This is a genomic window from uncultured Erythrobacter sp., assembly GCF_947502395.1.
Taxonomy (GTDB): domain Bacteria; phylum Pseudomonadota; class Alphaproteobacteria; order Sphingomonadales; family Sphingomonadaceae; genus Erythrobacter.
Window position 1 is genome coordinate 57,303 of record NZ_CANMZM010000003.1, and the last position, 18,002, is coordinate 75,304.

Below are 18,002 nucleotides of genomic sequence, written 5' to 3' on the forward strand. Positions count from 1 at the left end.
TTCGAACGCTGAGGCAGATCGGGTTGGAGTTGAGCGCGCGATTCAGCGGGAGAGAGAAACGGTGTCGTTCTTGGAGACGCCAATGGTCCAATCCCTACTCGTTGCTTTCGCCGTATTGGTAGTAGCTGTATTGGTAACTGTAATCCTGTCCTGCCTCCAAGGCGCGGTATTTGGTGAGGATTACGCCTAGCATCTTAGCGCCATTAGCTTGCAATCTGCTTTTGGCCGTTTTGGCCTTGCCAAACTGGATCCGGTTAGCCTCCATTACGAAGATCGTCCCATCAACAACGCGCGACAACATCGGAGCATCAGCAAGGCCCATGACTGGGCTGGAGTCGAAGATGATCAGAGAATAATCATTGCGGTGCTTCGCAATAAGCTCGCCAATATACGACTCAGCTAGCAATTCGGTTGGACTTGCTGGTATTTGGGCGACTGGGAGAATGTCGAGGTTCTCATGAACTCCTTTGATGATTGCATTCGCTAGCTCGGTGTGTCCAAGCAGAACTTCGACCAGACCCAGCTTTGGCTTCTCTAAATCGAGTAATTTTGCGATTGTTGGCCGACGTAAATCAGCGTCTATCAGCAAAGTTTTACGGCCCATGCGTGCGAACAGCTCTGCCAAAATGACCGCCGTTGTCGACTTACCTTCAGAAGCTTCTGTACTTGTGAATTGAAGCACATTGCGATCACGCGAGAGTGAGAAATCAATGCTCGATCGTATGGAGGCGTATGACTCCATAAGGGGGTTGAAGTCGTTACCGAACAATTCAATGTCGCCTTCGTCAACATATGGCGTTTGTCCAAACAACGGCAGACCGATCTTGTCTTCGACTTCTTCAAGCGACCGGATCCGATCATCGAAAGCTTCTCTCAGAAGGGCTAGACCGCCAGCCAAGGCGATGCCAGCAACGAGAGCTAGAGTGAGGTTGACCGAAAGACTGGGTGCGAACGGTGTTGAGGGCACAACCGCGCTATCGAGCTTGTCGAATGCCCCGGCATCCACGGTGGCAGCGCTGCTTACCTGGTTGTAGCGGGTGAGAAGTGACTCAAGCTGACTTTTTAAGGCTTCTGCCTCGCGCTCCAGCACGCTGAGTCGCACTTGGTCATCTTGTTCCCTCAGGGTTGCACCAGTCAGGCTGTTGCGTTCACTTTGAAGAGCCTGTTCTTGATTTCGAGCGACTATGTAGTCATTCCGAATGGAGGCCTTGATCGCTGTGCCACGCTCCTCGATTTGGTTATCCAAGATTGAAATCTGTTGCAGCAAGTTCTGAATCTGAGGGAATTCATCATTGTAACGCTGCCGCAGCTCGACAAGTTCGGTCTGCTTTGAGATCTTTTCTGAAACAAGACCTTGCAAGACAGAATTTGTCTGAACAGCAGGAAGTTGTTCTGCAGGAGCATTCTCAATTGAGCGCCACTTCTGCTCAGCTGCGATCCGATCAGCACGCGCTGCTGAGAAACGGGCATTGGCGGTCGCCAGATTCGTGCTGTTGAGAGTTGTCGGCGCCGCACCGTCACCTTCACCTGGCTGGACTATAATCTGAGCGCTACGCGCGTAATCATTCGCTGCCCCTTCAGCCTCTTCGAGTCGGCCTCGGATCAATGTGATCTGTTCGAGCAAGTACCCCTGCGCATATTCGTTTGTCTCGATCGAACTGCGTGTATCGGATTCCGCGAACGCATCGGCGTAGCCGTTTGCCAGCTCGGCGGCGAGAACGGGGTCGGGGGAACGATAGCTGATCGTAATAATCCAGTTATCGTCCGGGATTGAGGCGATAACGTTTTGCTGGATCGACCCTGCAGCTGCATTGTTCCTTGCCTGAAGCCACTGCTCGTCACTAAAATTGGGTGGACGAGACTGATCGAAGTCTGATCCAAGCAAAGCAGACCGATCACCAAGATTCAGGTTTTGCGCGACTAAGCTGGCAAGATTATGAGATTGAATTACGGCAATTTGCGTCTGCAGGAAATCGAACACCTGATTGCTGGCAATACCACTCTCGATATCCTGCCCTTCGACGATAAACTGTCCAAATGGCTGCACGCGGATGGTGGACCTTGCTTCGTACATCGGCGTTGACAGGATAGTGACAATCAAGCCGACGATCAGTGAGGCAATAACAACGCCTGTCAGAAGCCAGCGCTGACGGTAGAGCATGCCCCGGATAGCGGGAAGATCGAAAAGAGCGCGTGGAGCTTCGAAATGGCCGATTTGGCCATCGGGCATATGAGCGTCAACCCAACCCTGACGCGGATTTTGGCCAGGCGCCGACATGAGTGAGCGGTCATTCATGATGGCTCAGTTGTTATCCAAAGCGACAGTCGCGAACACCGCCAAAGCAGGAAGCGTTCTCAACAACTCCTGATAAAAAACTGCAAGGCCATCGGTGCCCATCACGACGCGATCGCCTGGTGCCAGAATTGGGTCAAGCATGGTGCCTTGACGCATTTGGTCGTAGTCGAACAGGGCGACCATCACACCATCGGGGCTCTCCCGGAAAACAGCTACCTGCTCGGTGTTGGCGGTCCGGGTCGGGCCACCTCCCATGGCTATGGCCGACGACAGTCGCGATCCTGGCTGAAAAGTGTATACGCCCGGGTCCTCAACAGAACCTTCGACTGTAACGAGGTGCGAGGCATAGTTTGCTATGTTTACGCTGACCATCGGAGAGCGCAGTCCAGCGGCAAGCAATCTTTTAGTTATATCCTGCTCAAGCTCACGCGAGGTCATACCGGCTGCGGGAATGGTGCCAAGCAAAGGCAAGGAGACCGCGCCATTGACACCAAGTCTAACCTCCGCAAGCGACAGGTCTGGCTCGCGGAAGACGTTGACGGAGATTTGATCCGAAGGGCGCAGGGCATACGTCGCAAGGCGAGTTTGCGCATAGAGCCCTTGGCCCAAGTCGTTCCGGGGCTGAGAGGCAGCCGCACCAATGATCGGCGCGGGTGTTGAAGCACATGCTGTCACACCGAAGGCCGCAATCGCAATAATTGCGCCAAAGTTTCTTGAGATGTTCATGCCCGCCCTTTCCCCAACTCCCACTTTACATTAGGGATCGCGTGATCTTAGTGCAACTGCTTTGCTAAATATACGACAATGATAAGAAAATATCGAGCAGATCAGCGGTTCGCGTCTTTAATTCAAGGAGCAAGCTACGCAGGCCTGAAGGCTCCCATTGCTTTGTCGTTTGGGTGAAGGGTAATGCTCCACTATCGCTGCGGCGTCGAGTGGCGCTCTTGAAGCTCGCAGACTGCGGGAGCAGGCTTAGCACGTCAGTATGTGGTGCTCAGTTGCGCTCCTCTTTGTCCTATTGGGCCTCACAGCGACTATCAGGCCGCCGAAACATCGCCATCACAATAGCGGTTGGGGCATGCGGGGTCATGATGGCGAATATCTCTATACGAACGGTGTCGTTTCACGCCCTCGACAGGCTGCTGAACGAGCCACTTAAACTGAATTGGGTGGGCGATATTGGTGCAACCCTAACGGTCATTGGCGCTGCAGTGATTTATGTGCGGAGTGTGCGCGGAAAGATGGAGCATCGCAGGTAAAAGGACTCGTTCAAAGCCGCCCTTGTTCGATGAAGCCGACAATCGCTTGGCACAGCTGCTTCGCGGTGGGCGAGAGTTCAGTGCCCACCGAGGTCATTGCCAGTCCTTGGGCGATGCGGTCCACCAATTCAGATTCCTCCATTGCGATGAGAATGCCCGAGCGACCTTGCAGGTGGCGAACGGTTGCAACCTGATGATCGTTTCGGTGTTCGCCTTTGTCGAAGCGTCTGGGAAACAACAAGATCGGCTTCTGAAAGCGCTGTGCGGTAAGAACTGTTCCAATTCCGGCGTGACTTACAATCAGTTTGCTGCGCTCAATCAGGGCTTCGAACTCTGCCGGCGCGAAACTAGCACGCGCTTCCAAGTTCTGTGGCTTGTAGGAGCCTTTTCCGGTTTGTGCGATGACATCCATGCCAAAGCTTGGCGCAATTCGATCCATGGCTTCGATCAGCCTGTCAAAACCAAGTTGCGTTCCTATCGTTAGGAAAATCACAAGACCGCACCTCGATATTTGACTGAATCTTGGTCGGCGAGGTGCCTCCACTGAGTGAGACATTCATGGGCTGTACGTTTTGAGAGCTTTCCGCACATGGAAAGCTCTTCTCCATTGGCAACGCTATCGATCCACAGTGTGCGAGCACCGACCAAGCGCCCGGCAAGAAGGCAGAAGTAGCCCGGTGCAGCACCAGTTGAGAGCACAATGTTGGGGCGGTTTTTGAGTATGACCTTGATTGCAACCAGCGCGCAAAGGAGCGTCCGAAGCGGTGTGTTGCGATTGCAATCTGGCAGTGTTTCCGCGTTCGTTATCCCATGTTGCTGTGCAAAAGTGAGGTCAGTCGTTGCAAATCGCACATCGTAGTTTTCAAGCGTGTCACGCAGCAGCATCAGCTGCTCCCAGTGTCCCCCACCCGAGGCGACAGCCAATACTTTGCGATTCGACTGTTTCATGCGTCGCCGAGCACCCTCCCGATGTATCCTGACTCTCTCCCGGCCTAAGTTGCAGATGCAATCACTGTCAATGTCATCTCCGTCTTGCTCTTGAGGATGGTTGTCGTCAAACAGCAGCGCAAGGCAACATGCGAATGGAGAGACGCTCAAATGACCACTGCAGCGGGACCACTATCTGGATTAAGAGTGATGGAATTTGCCGGGATTGGCCCAGGTCCTCATGTCGGAATGCTACTGGCCGATCTTGGCGCTGAAGTCGTGCGGATCGATCGTCCGGGTAGTGGTGTGATGAATCCTGTGGTTGAACGCGCGCGTCACCGAGTCACAGTCGACCTCAAAAGCGAAGAAGGCCATAGCTTTTGCCGTGACGCTGCCAGCAAAGCGGACGTTCTGATCGAAGGGCTTCGTCCTGGCGTTATGGAGCGACTTGGGCTTGGCCCCGATGAGCTCCTCGCTGCCAATCCAGGTCTTGTCTATGCCCGCATGACAGGTTGGGGCCAGGATGGCCCGCTGGCCAAAGTGGCTGGCCACGACATCAACTACATAGCCATAACCGGGGCATTGGATGCCGTCGGAAAGCGTGGTGAAAAGGCTATTCCCCCTCAAAACCTGATTGGCGATTTTGGCGGTGGTTCGATTTACTGCGCGTTTGGCATCCTAGCGGCGCTTTATGAGCGGGAACGCTCGGGCAAAGGACAGGTAGTCGATGCCGCCATCGTCGATGGAGTTACCAGCCTCATGAGCTTTTTCTTTGGCCAACAGCATGGGATGATCCGCACCAATGAGCGCGGTACAGGGATGCTAGGCGGCGCTGCGCATTTCTATCAGTGCTATGAGTGCAAGGATGGCAAAGAGATATCAATCGGCTCGATCGAGCCGCAGTTCTACGCTGAACTCGTGGCGCGCATCGGCGCATCGGAGCTTGCTGATGGGCAGATGAACCCGGCAAATTGGGTCGAAAATGCTGATAAGCTGGCGGCGTTGTTCAAGACCAAAACCCAAGCCGAGTGGAACGAGATTCTTGAAGGCACAGATGTTTGTTACGGTCCAGTGGTCGGGCTTGATGATGCACACGACCACCCACATATGAAAGCACGGAAGGCTTACGTGGAGCACGAAGGCAAGATGCAGCCCGCCCCTGCGCCACGTTTCAGCCGTACTCCGGGCGAAGTTCGTTCCAGCGATGACAATGGTGCTGAAATCGTCAAGAGCTGGCTTGGGAGTAGCTGAGTTATGGCGGGCAAGTTTTTCGATCAATGGCGGGTAGGGGAGCGGATCAGCCATGACATTCGTCGCACAGTCACCGAGACTGATAACCTACTGTTCTCAACAATGACCCACAACCCCCAGCCGCTTCACCTCGACGTAGAAGCGGCAAAGGAGAGCGGCTTTGGCCAGATTCTGGTGAATTCGACCTTCACCTTCTCACTGCTTGTTGGTCTGTCTGTAGGTGATACGACGCTCGGCACATTGGTCGCAAATTTGGGCTTCGACAAAGTCGTGACACCTAAGCCCGTCTACATCGGCGATACGTTGCGCGCAGAGAGCGAGGTCAAGGAATTGCGACCAAGCAAATCCCGACCGGAGGCAGGTGTCGTCACTTTCACACACGAGTTGATCAATCAGCGCGATGAGGTGGTTTGTCGTTGCGAGCGGTCAGCGCTGCTCAAGAAAAGCAGCGCTTAGGCTGAGTTACTGCGCTCAGTGGTCGAAGCATCGCCGCCAAGTGCTTGCCACAAGACGATCCGTGCACGCTGTGCCGCCCCCATAGCTGCGGCCGCGCGCTCACCGCTTGTATCGGCGGCCCTGCGAGCTTCGAGAACCTCGAGAAAACTCGAAAGTCCTGCTTGGTAACGATCGTTGGCAAGGCTCGCTGCGCGCTCTAACTCGTCGCGTTCTTGGGCTGCAAGTGTCGCTTGCTCGTCTGCTGCCGCAACAAGACCGTAGGCGGCCTCAGCATCACCTAAAGCCTGAAACACAGCGCCGCGGTAGGCTTGGAATGCAACCTTTTTGTTGGCTGCAGCTCCTTCGATCTCTGCTTCGATGCGCCCAAAGTCGAGAAGCGGTGCCGCCACTCCTGCGGTCAAAGTGCGCACGATAGAATCTTCGTCGAAGAAATCGCTGGGGCTGAACGAAAGCAGCCCCAAGACGCCTGAGAGTGTTAGGCGTGGGAACCGCGCTCGGGCCGTGGCTGCAAGCTCTGCATCACTTGCAGCAAGCTCAGCAGATGCAGCTAAAATGTCGGGGCGATTTGTTAGCAATTGCGATGGCAGATTCGCTGGTGTCGCATCCAGTTTTTGCATCGAGCCTGGCCGGGAAAGGGCAGAAACCACGTCAGAGCCATTCAAGCTTGTTAGCGTGACTAAACGTCCGATCAGCCGCGCCCGTTCACTTTTTAGCGCGGCCAGTCGAGAACGTGAGGCGCTGGCTTGTGACTCCGCTCTGACCCGATCAAAGCCGGGGGCGATCCCTGCGTCCTCACGGGTTTTGGCCAGGTCAGCAAGCCTAATGGCGGCTGCTACATCGTTTTCTATCGCTTGCATGCGCGCATCCAGCGCGCGCCAGTCGACAACGCTGCCGGCAATCTCGGCGAGTAATGCAAGACGCACGGCTGATGCAGATGCGCTGGCCGCGTCGACCCTTGCAAGTGCCGCGCGTTCTTGCGCGCGCAGTCTGCCGAATAGATCTGCATCCCAGCGCGCAGTGATGTTTGCGCCATAGGAGATCTGTGTTGTTTCAATTAGCGGCACAAAAGGGTTGTCTTCGCCGAACTGATTGGGGTTAGTTCGGTTCTCGGTAATATTCGCGTCAATTCCAAAATTTGGCAGGCGTTCCGCTCCTGATCGCCTTGCACCTGCTCGAGCGGCATCAATTCGAGCGATTGCCTCTAGGAGAGTCGGAGCGCGCTCAAGAGCTGCTTGCGATAGAGATGCGTACGCCGGATCATCCTGTGGAAGCAGCGCGTCCAATGATGCGGCGCTCGCTTCATCAACTGCGAGTGCATATGCCGCAGGAAGTTCCGGTGCAGGCGTAGCAATCTCTGGCGGTGGACCGGCGACGCATGCACTTAGGGCCGCGGCCAAGCCCAGCGGCAGCAGTCGGGGGAGGAGTGTGGACATAGGTTTACTCTCCCGTGTCGGTCGCAGGGATGAATGCGTCGATTTGCTGCCCAACACGGAAGGCTTCAGAACCTTTGGATCGAGGCAAGGCGTAGATCACCTGCAGTACACGTACGTCAACGCGCTCAGCAGCGCTGTTAGTCAAAGAACGTTTAGGAACGACCTGAGGCTCGACGCGAACAAACTCGGCTTCGGCACGAAGTTCAGCTGCACCGCGCGGTGAGACGATGGCCGGCGCACCAATCTTGACGCGGGCGGCCTCGTTCTCGTCAATGTCCACGCGAATATGAAGTGGATTGGTCTCGCCCATCTGCATAAATGGGTCGCGATTGCCTCCGCCTTGGGTTGCGACAAATTCACCGGGGCGCACATTCACAGAGAGAATCTCACCCGAAATCGGTGCGCGAATTGTCAGCCGCTCGATTTCAGTGCGCACGCTGCTTGCCCTTGCTTGGGCAGCGTTCAACCGAGCGCGGGCCACTGCCAGGCGGCTGGTTGCTGCTTCGGCCTCGCCTTCGACGCGGATTATCTCGGAGCGACTGACGGCGGCTGGGTCGGAAAGCCCATCATAGAGTGCCAATTGCGTCGTGGCGGTTTTGCGTGCGGTCTGTGCCTCAGCAATGGCAGCGCGAGCTTCTTCGATCGACGCATTGGCTTCGCTCAATTGAGCTCGCGCCGAGCGCGCATCGACCAAGAAGAGGGGCTGGCCCTTCTCTACCCGGTCCCCCGGCTTGACCCGCACATCAGTCACAAGCCCAGACAAGGCGGAGCCAATATCGATCACCTCGCTTGCGGGTTCGACAATGCCTGACCCGGCAACACGAGCAGAATCCGCAAGTTCATCAGTCGCCTTCGGCGGCTCTTTGTTCGGGGCCGCAATAGATCGGTCTGGGAGGCCGACGGCGATGTAGAGAACCGCACACGCAATGCCAATCAATGCCAGGACCGGCAGGATTTGACGGGAGAAGCTCACGTTTGAGGGAAAAAGTGCCATGATTATCTCTGGGCTACAGTTGGGTGGAATTGGGCGGGTTAGTGACCATCTGGCATGTCGCTCCCGTCGTGTGTGACAAGGCCATCTTCTAGAACAAGAATGCGGTCAGCGAGGTCAAAAATGCGGTTGTCATGGGTGACGATAATGCAGGCCCGGTCATGTGCGACCGCAACTTCGCGGAGAAGATCCATCACGCGGCGGCCTGAGCTTGCATCAAGTGCCGCCGTTGGCTCGTCGCAAACCACTAGACGCGGTTCGTGGACAAGAGCGCGAGCGATGGCAACACGTTGCTGTTGGCCGCCTGACAGTTGATTAGGAAGCTTCTCGGCCTGATCACCGATATTGAGCTTTTCTAGCAGCTGTTTTGCTTTTTCGCGGGCTTCCTCAACCGCCATTCCTTTTGCAATCAACGGTACGGCCGCATTGGCGGCCGCGTCGATCGACGGGATGAGATTATACTGCTGGAAGATGAAGCCAATGTTCTCGAGACGGAAGTTGACGAGCTGGGTGTCGGAAAGCTTGTAAATGTCGGTGCCAAAGACCTTTACCTCGCCCTCCGTCGGCCAAAGGATGCCGCACATGATCGAAATAAGCGTGGTCTTGCCCGAACCGCTTTCTCCGACGACAAAGGTCATCTCGCCCGGCTTAATATCAGTGTCGATGCCGTGGAGAACCCTGATGGTGGACTGGCCAGCCTGAAAGTCCCGGACAATCCCGCGCGCGCAGATCGCGGCATCAGGCGCGCATCCACCAATCGCCGTGGTATCCATATGCTGAGGTTGCAGATCGCTCATTGTCATAGCTTCTTACCTGAATACCGCTGCAGGTTCGGTTCGCATTACACTCCGCAATGAAAGCCAGCCGGTCAGCGAGAGGATCACGATCACCGCCACCATGCTCACGAACGGGACCTGCCAGGGGATGTAGAAGCCCTTGAAGGTCGGGTTTTCTGAGAAACCAAGAATGAACAAGACGGTGCCGATTACACCCAGCGCATAACCAATGGATCCCACCATTGCCGCTTGCGAGACAACCATGCCGGCAATCTTTCGATTGGTCACACCAATCGCTTTGAGCGCGCCAAACTGTTTAATATTATCGCGTATGAAGAGGCTGAAAGTAAGGCCGACAATGGCCACACCGACGATAAAGCCGAGCGCAACGGTGATCCCGAAGTTCAGTGGAATGCCGGTGTTTTCGATTATGAAGTTGACGCCAGCCTGTGCAAATTCGGCACGGGTTTCGGCCTTGAGGCCGGTCTGATCTTCAATGGCTTGAGCGACAGCTTCGGCGCTCTCACCATCTTTGATGCCAACAAGTACAAAGGTGAGTCGATTGCGGGTGCCCGGCACATAATTGAGCGCCTGAGAATATTTTGTGTAGAGCGTGACCTGGCTGGTGAAGCTTGGAATAGCATCGGCAACCCCGCGAATGATCGCACGTTGGTCATTCAGTTCAAGCCGTTGCCCGATCGGATCTTCGCCCGATTCAAATAGATTGGTGATGCCTACATCATCGATCAAGACTGTGTCGGGTTGTGAAAGGATCGACTTGTTTGCCTCGAGCAACCGTTCCGGCAAACCAATTAAGGTTGCATCATCAACCCCTACGATTTGCACTCCCTCCAAATCCCCAGTGCTGGAACGCACCGAAGCCGGGGCGCGAAGGTGCGGGACGGCCCATTCGACGCCTTTCACAGAGCGCACCTCGTCGAGTGCAGTCGAAGGCATGGCATAGTTGACCTCAGTCGTGCGACTTACTGGATCCATGACCCAAATCTCTGCCTCGGGGGCATTGTAGACCCCACTCGCTCCTCGCTCGATGAGATTAACGAAAATCGTCAGCTGCTGAGTGATCAGCAGCGTTGAAAATGCGATGCCAAACAAAAGTCCGTAGAACTTTTGGGCATCTCCCGTGAGCATTCGGATCGCGATCCAGAGCATTCGGATTGTGTGCTTTCGATCAGAGAGGGGTTGCGGGCGGAGAGGGAATTGCTATTAATGAACGACACCGTTTAATTGAACGCGACCGTTCAGTTTGTCAACCGGCCAATTCGCATCAGGTTCCAGAAAAATTGAACAGCCCCGCTCACACCCCCGAAAAAAGAAAGGTTGGACGTCCTTCGGACGCCGCGAAACGCGAGTCCATCGTTGCAGCTGCATCAGACCGCTTTATGAACGAAGGCTTTGCTGCGACATCGATTGAGCAGGTTGCTGCAGATGCGGGTGTTTCGAAGGTTACAATCTACAATCACTTTGGAGATAAACGGGGCCTATTCACCGCCGCTGTCGAGCGCGAATGCGAAAAAATGCGCGGGTATTTTACCCTCGACCACATGTCCAATGGCTCGATCCGAGAGCGTCTCTTTGAAATTGCAGGTGCAATGGTTGCATTTCTGTCTCGCCCAGAGATGATTCAATTTGAACGCCGGATAGCGGCAGAGACCGAGCATGAGCCGGCAGTGGGGGAAGCGTTCTTGGAAACTGGGCCTTGGCGAATGAAAGCTGCATTTAGCGCTTGGTTGGCGCATGCAGTGGCGCAAGGCGAACTGCAAATCGATGACCCTGACCTGGCCGCAGAACAGCTTGTTTCCCTAGCAAAAGGTATGGGGGATTTGGAGCGCAGGTTCGGTGCGATGCCCTCTGCCGGAGCGACAGAAGCGCGGATCAAGGGCGCCGTTTCGGTATTCCTTGCTGCCTACCAAAGACCCTAGTCTCGTATTGCCTTGCTTGGTGCATTAACAGCATAGTTGCTAGTGATCGAATTTCTGCATCTGAGTGTGCAGGTTTAGAGAGTGGTGCACGGACAGGCATTAGCTTGCGATTCATCGGACCAGTCCTACATTGGTCGAGCAAATAAGGAATCGATGCGAATGAGCGACCAACACGACCCGAATGAGCAACCGCCTGAAGGCCAGAATCCTTGGGTGAAACAACTGATGATCTGGGGCGGCATTTTCATGGCGCTTTTGCTTGTTGTTTCAATGTTCAACGGTGGTGGCCAGCCTGCAGGCGAGCAAATGGCCTATTCTGAATTCCGCGATAAAGTCGCGGAGGGTGCTGTTCAGGATGTTCAGCTTGGTGAAGATGTTATCACCGGCACGCTGAAGAACGGCGAAAGCTTCACTACGGTTCCCGTTGCAAGTGATATGCAGATTACCGGTCTGCTCGAAGAGAACGACGTTCAGTTCACTGGCAAAGCGCGTGAGCAGCAGAGCTTGCTTTTGATCATACTGATCCAGGCACTTCCTTTTATCCTAATCCTAGGCATCGCCTTCTTCGCTCTTCGCCAAGTGCAAAAGGGCGGTGGCGGTGGCGCTATGGGTTTTGGCAAATCCAAGGCCAAAATGCTTACCGAACGCCAGGGACGCGTCACCTTCGATGATGTTGCTGGTATTGATGAGGCCCGCGAAGAGTTGGAAGAAATCGTTGAGTTTTTGAAAGATCCGACGCGCTTTTCTAAACTAGGTGGGCAAATTCCGAAAGGCGCTTTGCTCGTGGGCTCGCCGGGCACAGGTAAAACGCTGCTTGCCCGCGCGATCGCAGGCGAGGCGGGCGTTCCCTTCTTCACCATTTCGGGATCCGACTTTGTTGAGATGTTCGTAGGCGTTGGCGCAAGCCGGGTGCGCGACATGTTTGAGCAGGCGAAAAAGAGCGCTCCTTGTATCGTTTTTATCGACGAAATCGATGCGGTCGGCCGTTCCCGTGGTCATGGCCTCGGGAACTCGAATGATGAGCGCGAGCAGACCCTGAACCAGCTTCTGGTCGAAATGGATGGTTTTGAAGCCAATGAAGGCATCATCATCATCGCGGCGACCAACCGTCCAGACGTGCTTGACCCTGCGCTCTTGCGCCCAGGCCGTTTCGACCGTCAGGTTGTGGTGCCGATCCCTGATATTGATGGCCGTGAGAAAATTCTTGGCGTGCACATGAAGAAGGTTCCTCTCGCACCTGATGTGAATCCGCGCACCATCGCGCGAGGTACGCCAGGCTTCTCGGGTGCAGACCTTGCCAACCTCGTCAATGAAGCTGCACTGCTGGCCGCTCGCCGTAACAAGCGACTTGTGGCCATGCAGGAGTTCGAGGACGCGAAGGACAAGGTCATGATGGGCGCGGAACGTCGCTCCATGGTTATGACCGAGGACGAGAAGAAGATGACAGCTTATCACGAGGCAGGTCACGCGCTTGTTTCGTTGAACGAGCCAGCCTCTGACCCAATCCACAAAGCGACAATAATCCCGCGTGGCCGGGCGCTTGGTATGGTGATGCGTTTGCCGGAGCGGGACAGCTATTCGTACCATCGTGACAAGATGCATGCCAACCTCGCTGTCGCTATGGGTGGCCGTGTCGCTGAAGACATTATCTTTGGACACGATAAAGTCTCGAGCGGGGCATCGGGTGACATCCAATATGCGACAGATCTTGCCCGCAATATGGTGACCAAATGGGGCATGAGTGAGAAACTCGGGCCGCTTCAATATGAGCAAAGCCAGGAAGGCTATCTCGGCATGGGCCAGACGGCGCGTACCATGGGCGGAGCCGAGACCAACAAATTGATCGATGCGGAAATCAAAGGCTTGGTTGAAGGTGGTCTGAAACGAGCGCAGGACATCCTTACCGAGCAAGAAGACAAGCTGCACTTATTGGCCCAAGCTATGCTCGAATATGAGACTCTGACGGGTGATGAGATCGATGCGTTGATGAAAGATGGCAAGATTGATCGCCCGGATGAACCGAAAGGTCCAAATGTGGTCAATCCGACACAAGGCTCCGCAATTCCAAAGGCTGGCAAGCGATTTGGCGGATCCGGAGGGGAAGCTCCTCAAGGGGCGTAAGTCTTCGACCAGAACCGAATAGAGCGGGCGTCAGATCTGATTTGGCGCCCGTTTTTGTTACCCTATAACGCACCCAGGAAAATCAATGACTGGAAGAACAGGCCAACGACGACCCAGATGAAAATGCTCATCACCAAAAGCCGCCAAAGAGCAGAGAAGCGGCTGAGCTCGTAAGTGCCCCGAAGTTGTTTGTAGATGTGCAACGGGGGAACAATCAGAAGAGGAAAAACAACAAATGGGGGCGGTGCGCCAGCCGTGCCCAAAAGCGATACGGCAATAAAGAGCATCGACATGAAAGCGAGTGAATACGTGACGAAAATCGCGTGATCATATGCCTTGAAACGTCGCTTCCAAGCGAAAATCAACCACATAAATGGAATGGATAAGGGGATCAGGAGCCAACTGAACTTATATGCGTTTGACTGAAGCTTGTAGATCATTAGGCCGGGGTTATCCCGCCACTTCTTCACCGCATTATCGATGAACTCGATACCCGATGCTTCTTCATCAACGCTCTGATTGAAGTTAAATGTGAGCTTTTCGATCTCATCGATGCCAGACAAGCTCTCCTTAAGCTGTTCGATCTCCGCCTCAACCTGAACCCGCTCAGGATCATTGGCTGACATGGAAGCCAGCCGTGCTTCGCGATCGTCGAGGCCTTCTTGCGCTTCATCGCGCATCAACTCAGTGGAGCGATTGAGGTCCGTTTCCGACCCAATATCTGAGGGCGCGGAGATTCCCACCATCTGAAAAACAGCAAACATCGCAAAAACGCTGAAAAGAAACATCGCCATCGGGCTAACGAATTTCGCGCGTTCACCATTGATATAGCGGCGTGTCAGTTTGCCTGGTTTGAAGACGAGCAGCGGCAGGGTTTTCCAGAACTTGCCGTCGAGATGCAGGACACCGTGAATAAGGTCATGGCTGATAGCCGCGATTGAGCGGTGGACTTTGCGCTTCTGGCCGCACTGTGGGCAGAAAGCAGTTGAGATTGAGGCGCCGCAATTGGCGCAGTCTTCAGGAGAGGGGTCGGCGATTTCGCAAGATCCCTCTCCCTGCGCTGGTTCGACTGCACGTCCAACCAGCGCCCCTTCGACCACTGCGCCTAGACCTTCGGCAATATCGCTCATTTGCAGCCACCCCTAACTGTGCTGTGCTGCACTATAAGGCTTGCCTGCGAATTGCCAAAGACTGCTTGCTGAGTAGTGGATTGATCTCATCGGCTGCCATCGCGAGCAACTCGAATCTGGTGCGAACAAAAAAGGCCGCCAAATGGCGACCCTTTTGAGAATTGGTGTTTTCGCAATTTAGCTTAGCCGTCGTAATCAGCGCCAATCGAAGTTGAGCGGGTCGGAGCGCTAGCCGTGATGCGCAGAGCTTCCGCGGATTGGCTGAGCGAACCGATCTCATCGGCATCATCTTCATCATCGGGAAGGATCTTTTGCAGACCCGTGACGAGAGATTCACTCAACTCCTTCGGCTTGATCGTCTGTTCTGCAATCTCGCGCAGAGCCACAACCGGGTTTTTATCGCGATCACGCTCAAGAGTCAGCTCGCTGCCGCCTGAGATTTCGCGGGCACGCTGTGCTGCGAGCAGGACGAGGTCGAAGCGGTTTGGAACCTTATCGACGCAATCTTCAACGGTAACGCGTGCCATCTACGGGCCCCTTGTGATAATCAGTTGTGAATGAGAGCGCCGCAACTAGGGTTCAAAGGGGAGAGAGTCAAGAATTTGCAACCATTGGCGGTCTTGTGCATTGCTCTTTAGTGACCTCTGAAAATCTTCTTAATCCAGCGCATACGAGCCTTAGCGATTACAAAGACAGCGCCAGCTTTCGCGTTGATGCCGCCGAGCACGCCTTCACATTCTATCCGGCCGGGTCAGACCGGCTGGCTGCGCTCATCGATCATATCGAATGCGCAAAGCAGTGCCTTGAAGTTTTTTACTATGAATTTCAGGATGATCACGCAGGGGGAAAAGTGTTAGATGCGATGATTAACGCCGCGGAGCGTGGTGTTCACGTGTCGTTGATCGTTGATGCTTTTGGAAGCGACGTGCCTCGCGAATTCTTCAAGCCATTAGAAGATGCTGGAGCCAAGTTCGCGATATTCGCGGCTAGTTGGAACCGGGGGTATCTGGTGCGCAACCATCAGAAATTCGCAGTTGCAGACCAAGCCCGGGTCATGACCGGTGGCGCGAACGTGTCAGAAGACTATTATAACACGCCGAGCGAGAATGGGTGGTGCGATCTGGGGGTTGCAATCGAAGGTGCCATCACAGAGCGTTTTTCGGAATGGTTCAAGTTACTCGAAGAACTGACCAAGCGCCAAAGTCTTGGGTTAACGCAAACTAGGCAAATTATCCGCCAGTGGAAGCCGGGTGCAGGCGAGGTGCAGTTGCTCCTCGGCGGACCGCTTATCCGTCGCTCACATTGGTCTTACCAATTCAAGAAGGAAATCGCCAAAGCCCTCCGGCTCGACATGGTTACCGCGTATTTTGGCCCACCCGCGAGCTTTCGGCGTGCGATGGCAAGGGTCGCTCGCCGCGGTAGTGTTCGGCTGATTGCGGCAGGTAAATCAGATCTGAATGGGACCATCGATGTTGCAAGACTATACTATAAAGGTTTGATCGAAAATGACGCAAAAGTATCGGAGTTTCAACCGTCCAAACTACATATGAAGCTCTTGGTGGTGGACGATTGCAGTTACTTCGGCAGCGCCAACCTTGATCGTCGGTCAATCCGGATGAACATTGAGTTGATGGTTCGTGTTCAAGACAAGGCATTAGCAGACAGATTGCGTGAGCTGATTAACCATCTCGACGAAGCCAGTCTTCCCATTGACCGGGCATGGTATCGACGAAATGCTGGATTTTGGCAGCGGGCCCGCTGGCGATTTTTCCATTGGCTTGGTCTCGCAGATTATCACCTGTCACAAGCGATGACGCGCCCATATTAGAGATTACTCGTCCATGCCCCAGCTAGAGTAATCACGCATATTGGGTGAGGTGAACTTGGTTATCTCGCTTTGGAAATGCAGCGGGACATTGCCGGTTGAGCCATGGCGCTGTTTCGCAACGATAAGCGAGGCCTTGTTCTTGATCTCGAGATACTCAGCTTCCCATTGCGCGTATTTTTCTTGCACCTCGATGGAGCTCGAACCGTCCGGATTGGGCATATCGGGACGCACAGCCTCTTTGTAATAGTCGGCACGGTAGATAAACCAGACCATATCGGCGTCCTGCTCGATCGAGCCCGATTCCCTGAGGTCAGAGAGCATAGGCCGTTTGTCATCGCGCTGCTCAACCGCACGGCTGAGCTGAGAGAGCGCGATGACAGGTACACCGAGCTCTTTCGCCAGCGTCTTCAGGCCCCGGCTGATCTCCGAGATTTCATTGACGCGATTGTCATTTGCTCGGCCAGACCCTTGCAAAAGTTGCAGGTAATCAATGACAATAAGGCCAATGTCGTGTCGCCGCTTTAGTCGCCGGGCTCTGGTGCGCAACGCGCCGATTGTGAGGCCGGGCGTGTCATCAATATAGAGCGGAAGTTCAGCCAAGCGCTGGCTTGCAAAACTCAGTTTTTGGAAATCATCACGACTAAGCTGACCGGAGCGCAATGCCTCGGATGACACCTCTGACTGTTCGGCTAGGATACGTGTTGCCAACTGGTCCGCGCTCATCTCAAGGCTGAAGAAAGCGGTTGGTGCTCCGTAGCAATGTTCGCCGCCCTCGCTTTGCCACTTGAGGTGTTCTTCCGCACAGTTGAAGGCGATATTAGTTGCAAGCGACGTCTTGCCCATGCCCGGACGGCCGGCGAGGATGATAAGGTCGGAATCGTGTAGGCCGGCCGTTTTCTGGTCAAGCGTTTCCAGACCAGAAGTCTTGCCCGACAAACCACCACCTGAGTTCATCGCCGCTTCGACCATCTTGATGGCAGTCAAAGCCGCGTCGCGGAAACTCTCGGCATCTTTTCCGGTCGCGGCGCCTTCCGCCACTCGGTATAGATCCGCTTCTGCCTGGGCTATGCGGTCTACAGGGCTGGTGTCTTCCGAAGTGTCCAGCGCGCCTTCAACAAGGCCGCGGCCAACGCTGACCAACTCACGAAGAAGTGCCAGGTCATAGATCTGTTGAGCCAGCTCGCGCGGTGCCAAAAGACCGGCGCCATTCGCGGTGAGCTGCGCCAAATATTTCGGGCCACCGAGTTCCTTGAGCGCTTCATCGGCTTCAAAGTGCGGACGCAAGGTCACGGGCGAAGCGGTCGCATTGCGTTCGATCAGTGCCAGAATTCGCTCAAAAATCCGCTCATGTAGTGGTTCGAAAAAATGATGTGGGCGGATCGGTGTTTGAAGTTCTTCAATAACGCGGTTGTCAATCAGGACCGCGCCTAAAAACGCTGCCTCCGCTTCCAGATTGGAAGGGAGCTTGCGCGTACCGTCAGCATCATTGTCGACGAGCGAAAGAGGAGTGGGTTCGGCCATTGAGTGCTCAATGCGCCCGCACCTGCCTTCAGGCAAGCGTTGCCTGCGTCAATTTTACAATGAGAGGCTGTGG

The 18,002-nt window shown here is 54.8% G+C and carries 16 protein-coding genes; 5 read left to right on the top strand and 11 right to left on the bottom strand.

Annotated features, from left to right (window positions below):
• Nucleotides 1–94 precede the first annotated feature (94 nt).
• The 4 genes from Q0778_RS11565 to Q0778_RS11580 form a co-directional block, all read right to left on the bottom strand.
• Nucleotides 95–2,296, bottom strand: coding sequence for a polysaccharide biosynthesis tyrosine autokinase (locus Q0778_RS11565; protein ID WP_298336256.1), 2,202 nt, complete (start codon nt 2,294–2,296; stop codon nt 95–97).
• 6 nt (nt 2,297–2,302) lie between these two features.
• Entirely contained in the window at nt 2,303–3,022 is a 720-nt protein-coding gene (locus tag Q0778_RS11570) for a polysaccharide biosynthesis/export family protein (protein WP_298336258.1), read from the bottom strand.
• A gap of 543 nt (nt 3,023–3,565) precedes the next feature.
• Nucleotides 3,566–3,994, bottom strand: coding sequence for a glycosyltransferase (locus Q0778_RS11575; protein WP_298337627.1), 429 nt, complete (start codon nt 3,992–3,994; stop codon nt 3,566–3,568).
• 50 nt (nt 3,995–4,044) lie between these two features.
• Entirely contained in the window at nt 4,045–4,503 is a 459-nt protein-coding gene (locus Q0778_RS11580; RefSeq protein WP_298300695.1) for a glucuronosyltransferase, read from the bottom strand.
• Between the two features lie 150 nt (nt 4,504–4,653).
• Here Q0778_RS11580 and Q0778_RS11585 point away from each other — a divergent pair, with 150 nt between their 5' ends.
• Nucleotides 4,654–5,733, top strand: a complete 1,080-nt coding sequence (locus tag Q0778_RS11585; RefSeq protein ID WP_298336260.1) for a CaiB/BaiF CoA-transferase family protein — start codon at nt 4,654–4,656, stop codon at nt 5,731–5,733.
• A 3-nt stretch (nt 5,734–5,736) separates the two neighbouring features.
• A complete protein-coding gene (locus tag Q0778_RS11590) occupies nt 5,737–6,189 on the top strand; it encodes a MaoC family dehydratase (RefSeq protein ID WP_298336261.1) in 453 nt (150 codons plus the stop codon).
• On the opposite strand, the gene Q0778_RS11595 is transcribed toward Q0778_RS11590, so the two are convergent.
• The 4 genes from Q0778_RS11595 to Q0778_RS11610 are packed head-to-tail and all read right to left on the bottom strand — an operon-like array spanning nt 6,186 to nt 10,559.
• Nucleotides 6,186–7,622, bottom strand: a complete 1,437-nt coding sequence (locus Q0778_RS11595; protein WP_298336263.1) for an efflux transporter outer membrane subunit — start codon at nt 7,620–7,622, stop codon at nt 6,186–6,188. The two genes, Q0778_RS11590 and Q0778_RS11595, sit on opposite strands and share 4 nt — an antisense overlap.
• Nucleotides 7,623–7,626: 4 nt before the next feature.
• Nucleotides 7,627–8,616 carry an efflux RND transporter periplasmic adaptor subunit gene (locus Q0778_RS11600; protein WP_298336264.1) on the bottom strand — a complete coding sequence of 330 codons (990 nt, stop codon included), beginning with the start codon at nt 8,614–8,616 and terminating at the stop codon, nt 7,627–7,629.
• 38 nt (nt 8,617–8,654) lie between these two features.
• Nucleotides 8,655–9,410, bottom strand: a complete 756-nt coding sequence (locus Q0778_RS11605; RefSeq protein ID WP_298300708.1) for an ABC transporter ATP-binding protein — start codon at nt 9,408–9,410, stop codon at nt 8,655–8,657.
• A gap of 12 nt (nt 9,411–9,422) precedes the next feature.
• Entirely contained in the window at nt 9,423–10,559 is a 1,137-nt protein-coding gene (locus tag Q0778_RS11610) for an ABC transporter permease (protein ID WP_298336266.1), read from the bottom strand.
• A 131-nt stretch (nt 10,560–10,690) separates the two neighbouring features.
• On the opposite strand from Q0778_RS11610, the gene Q0778_RS11615 reads away from it, so the two are divergent.
• Together Q0778_RS11615 and ftsH are read left to right on the top strand one after the other, a co-directional pair.
• Nucleotides 10,691–11,329 carry a TetR/AcrR family transcriptional regulator gene (locus Q0778_RS11615; protein WP_298300713.1) on the top strand — a complete coding sequence of 213 codons (639 nt, stop codon included), beginning with the start codon at nt 10,691–10,693 and terminating at the stop codon, nt 11,327–11,329.
• Nucleotides 11,330–11,488: 159 nt separating this feature from the next.
• The gene (gene ftsH, locus Q0778_RS11620) at nt 11,489–13,450 is read left to right on the top strand and encodes an ATP-dependent zinc metalloprotease FtsH (RefSeq protein WP_298300717.1); all 1,962 of its coding nucleotides are present in this window, start codon (nt 11,489–11,491) and stop codon (nt 13,448–13,450) included.
• Nucleotides 13,451–13,512: 62 nt separating this feature from the next.
• On the opposite strand, the gene Q0778_RS11625 is transcribed toward ftsH, so the two are convergent.
• On the bottom strand, nt 13,513–14,580 hold the full coding sequence (locus Q0778_RS11625) for a DUF3667 domain-containing protein (protein WP_298300720.1): 1,068 nt from the start codon (nt 14,578–14,580) through the stop codon (nt 13,513–13,515).
• 182 nt (nt 14,581–14,762) lie between these two features.
• Nucleotides 14,763–15,107, bottom strand: a complete 345-nt coding sequence (rpoZ, locus tag Q0778_RS11630) for a DNA-directed RNA polymerase subunit omega (protein ID WP_298300724.1) — start codon at nt 15,105–15,107, stop codon at nt 14,763–14,765.
• A gap of 110 nt (nt 15,108–15,217) precedes the next feature.
• On the opposite strand from rpoZ, the gene Q0778_RS11635 reads away from it, so the two are divergent.
• Nucleotides 15,218–16,408 carry a phosphatidylserine/phosphatidylglycerophosphate/cardiolipin synthase family protein gene (locus tag Q0778_RS11635; protein ID WP_298336268.1) on the top strand — a complete coding sequence of 397 codons (1,191 nt, stop codon included), beginning with the start codon at nt 15,218–15,220 and terminating at the stop codon, nt 16,406–16,408.
• Between the two features lie 3 nt (nt 16,409–16,411).
• Here Q0778_RS11635 and Q0778_RS11640 read toward each other — a convergent pair whose 3' ends face one another.
• Entirely contained in the window at nt 16,412–17,929 is a 1,518-nt protein-coding gene (locus tag Q0778_RS11640) for a replicative DNA helicase (RefSeq protein ID WP_298300731.1), read from the bottom strand.
• Nucleotides 17,930–18,002: the final 73 nt, after the last annotated feature.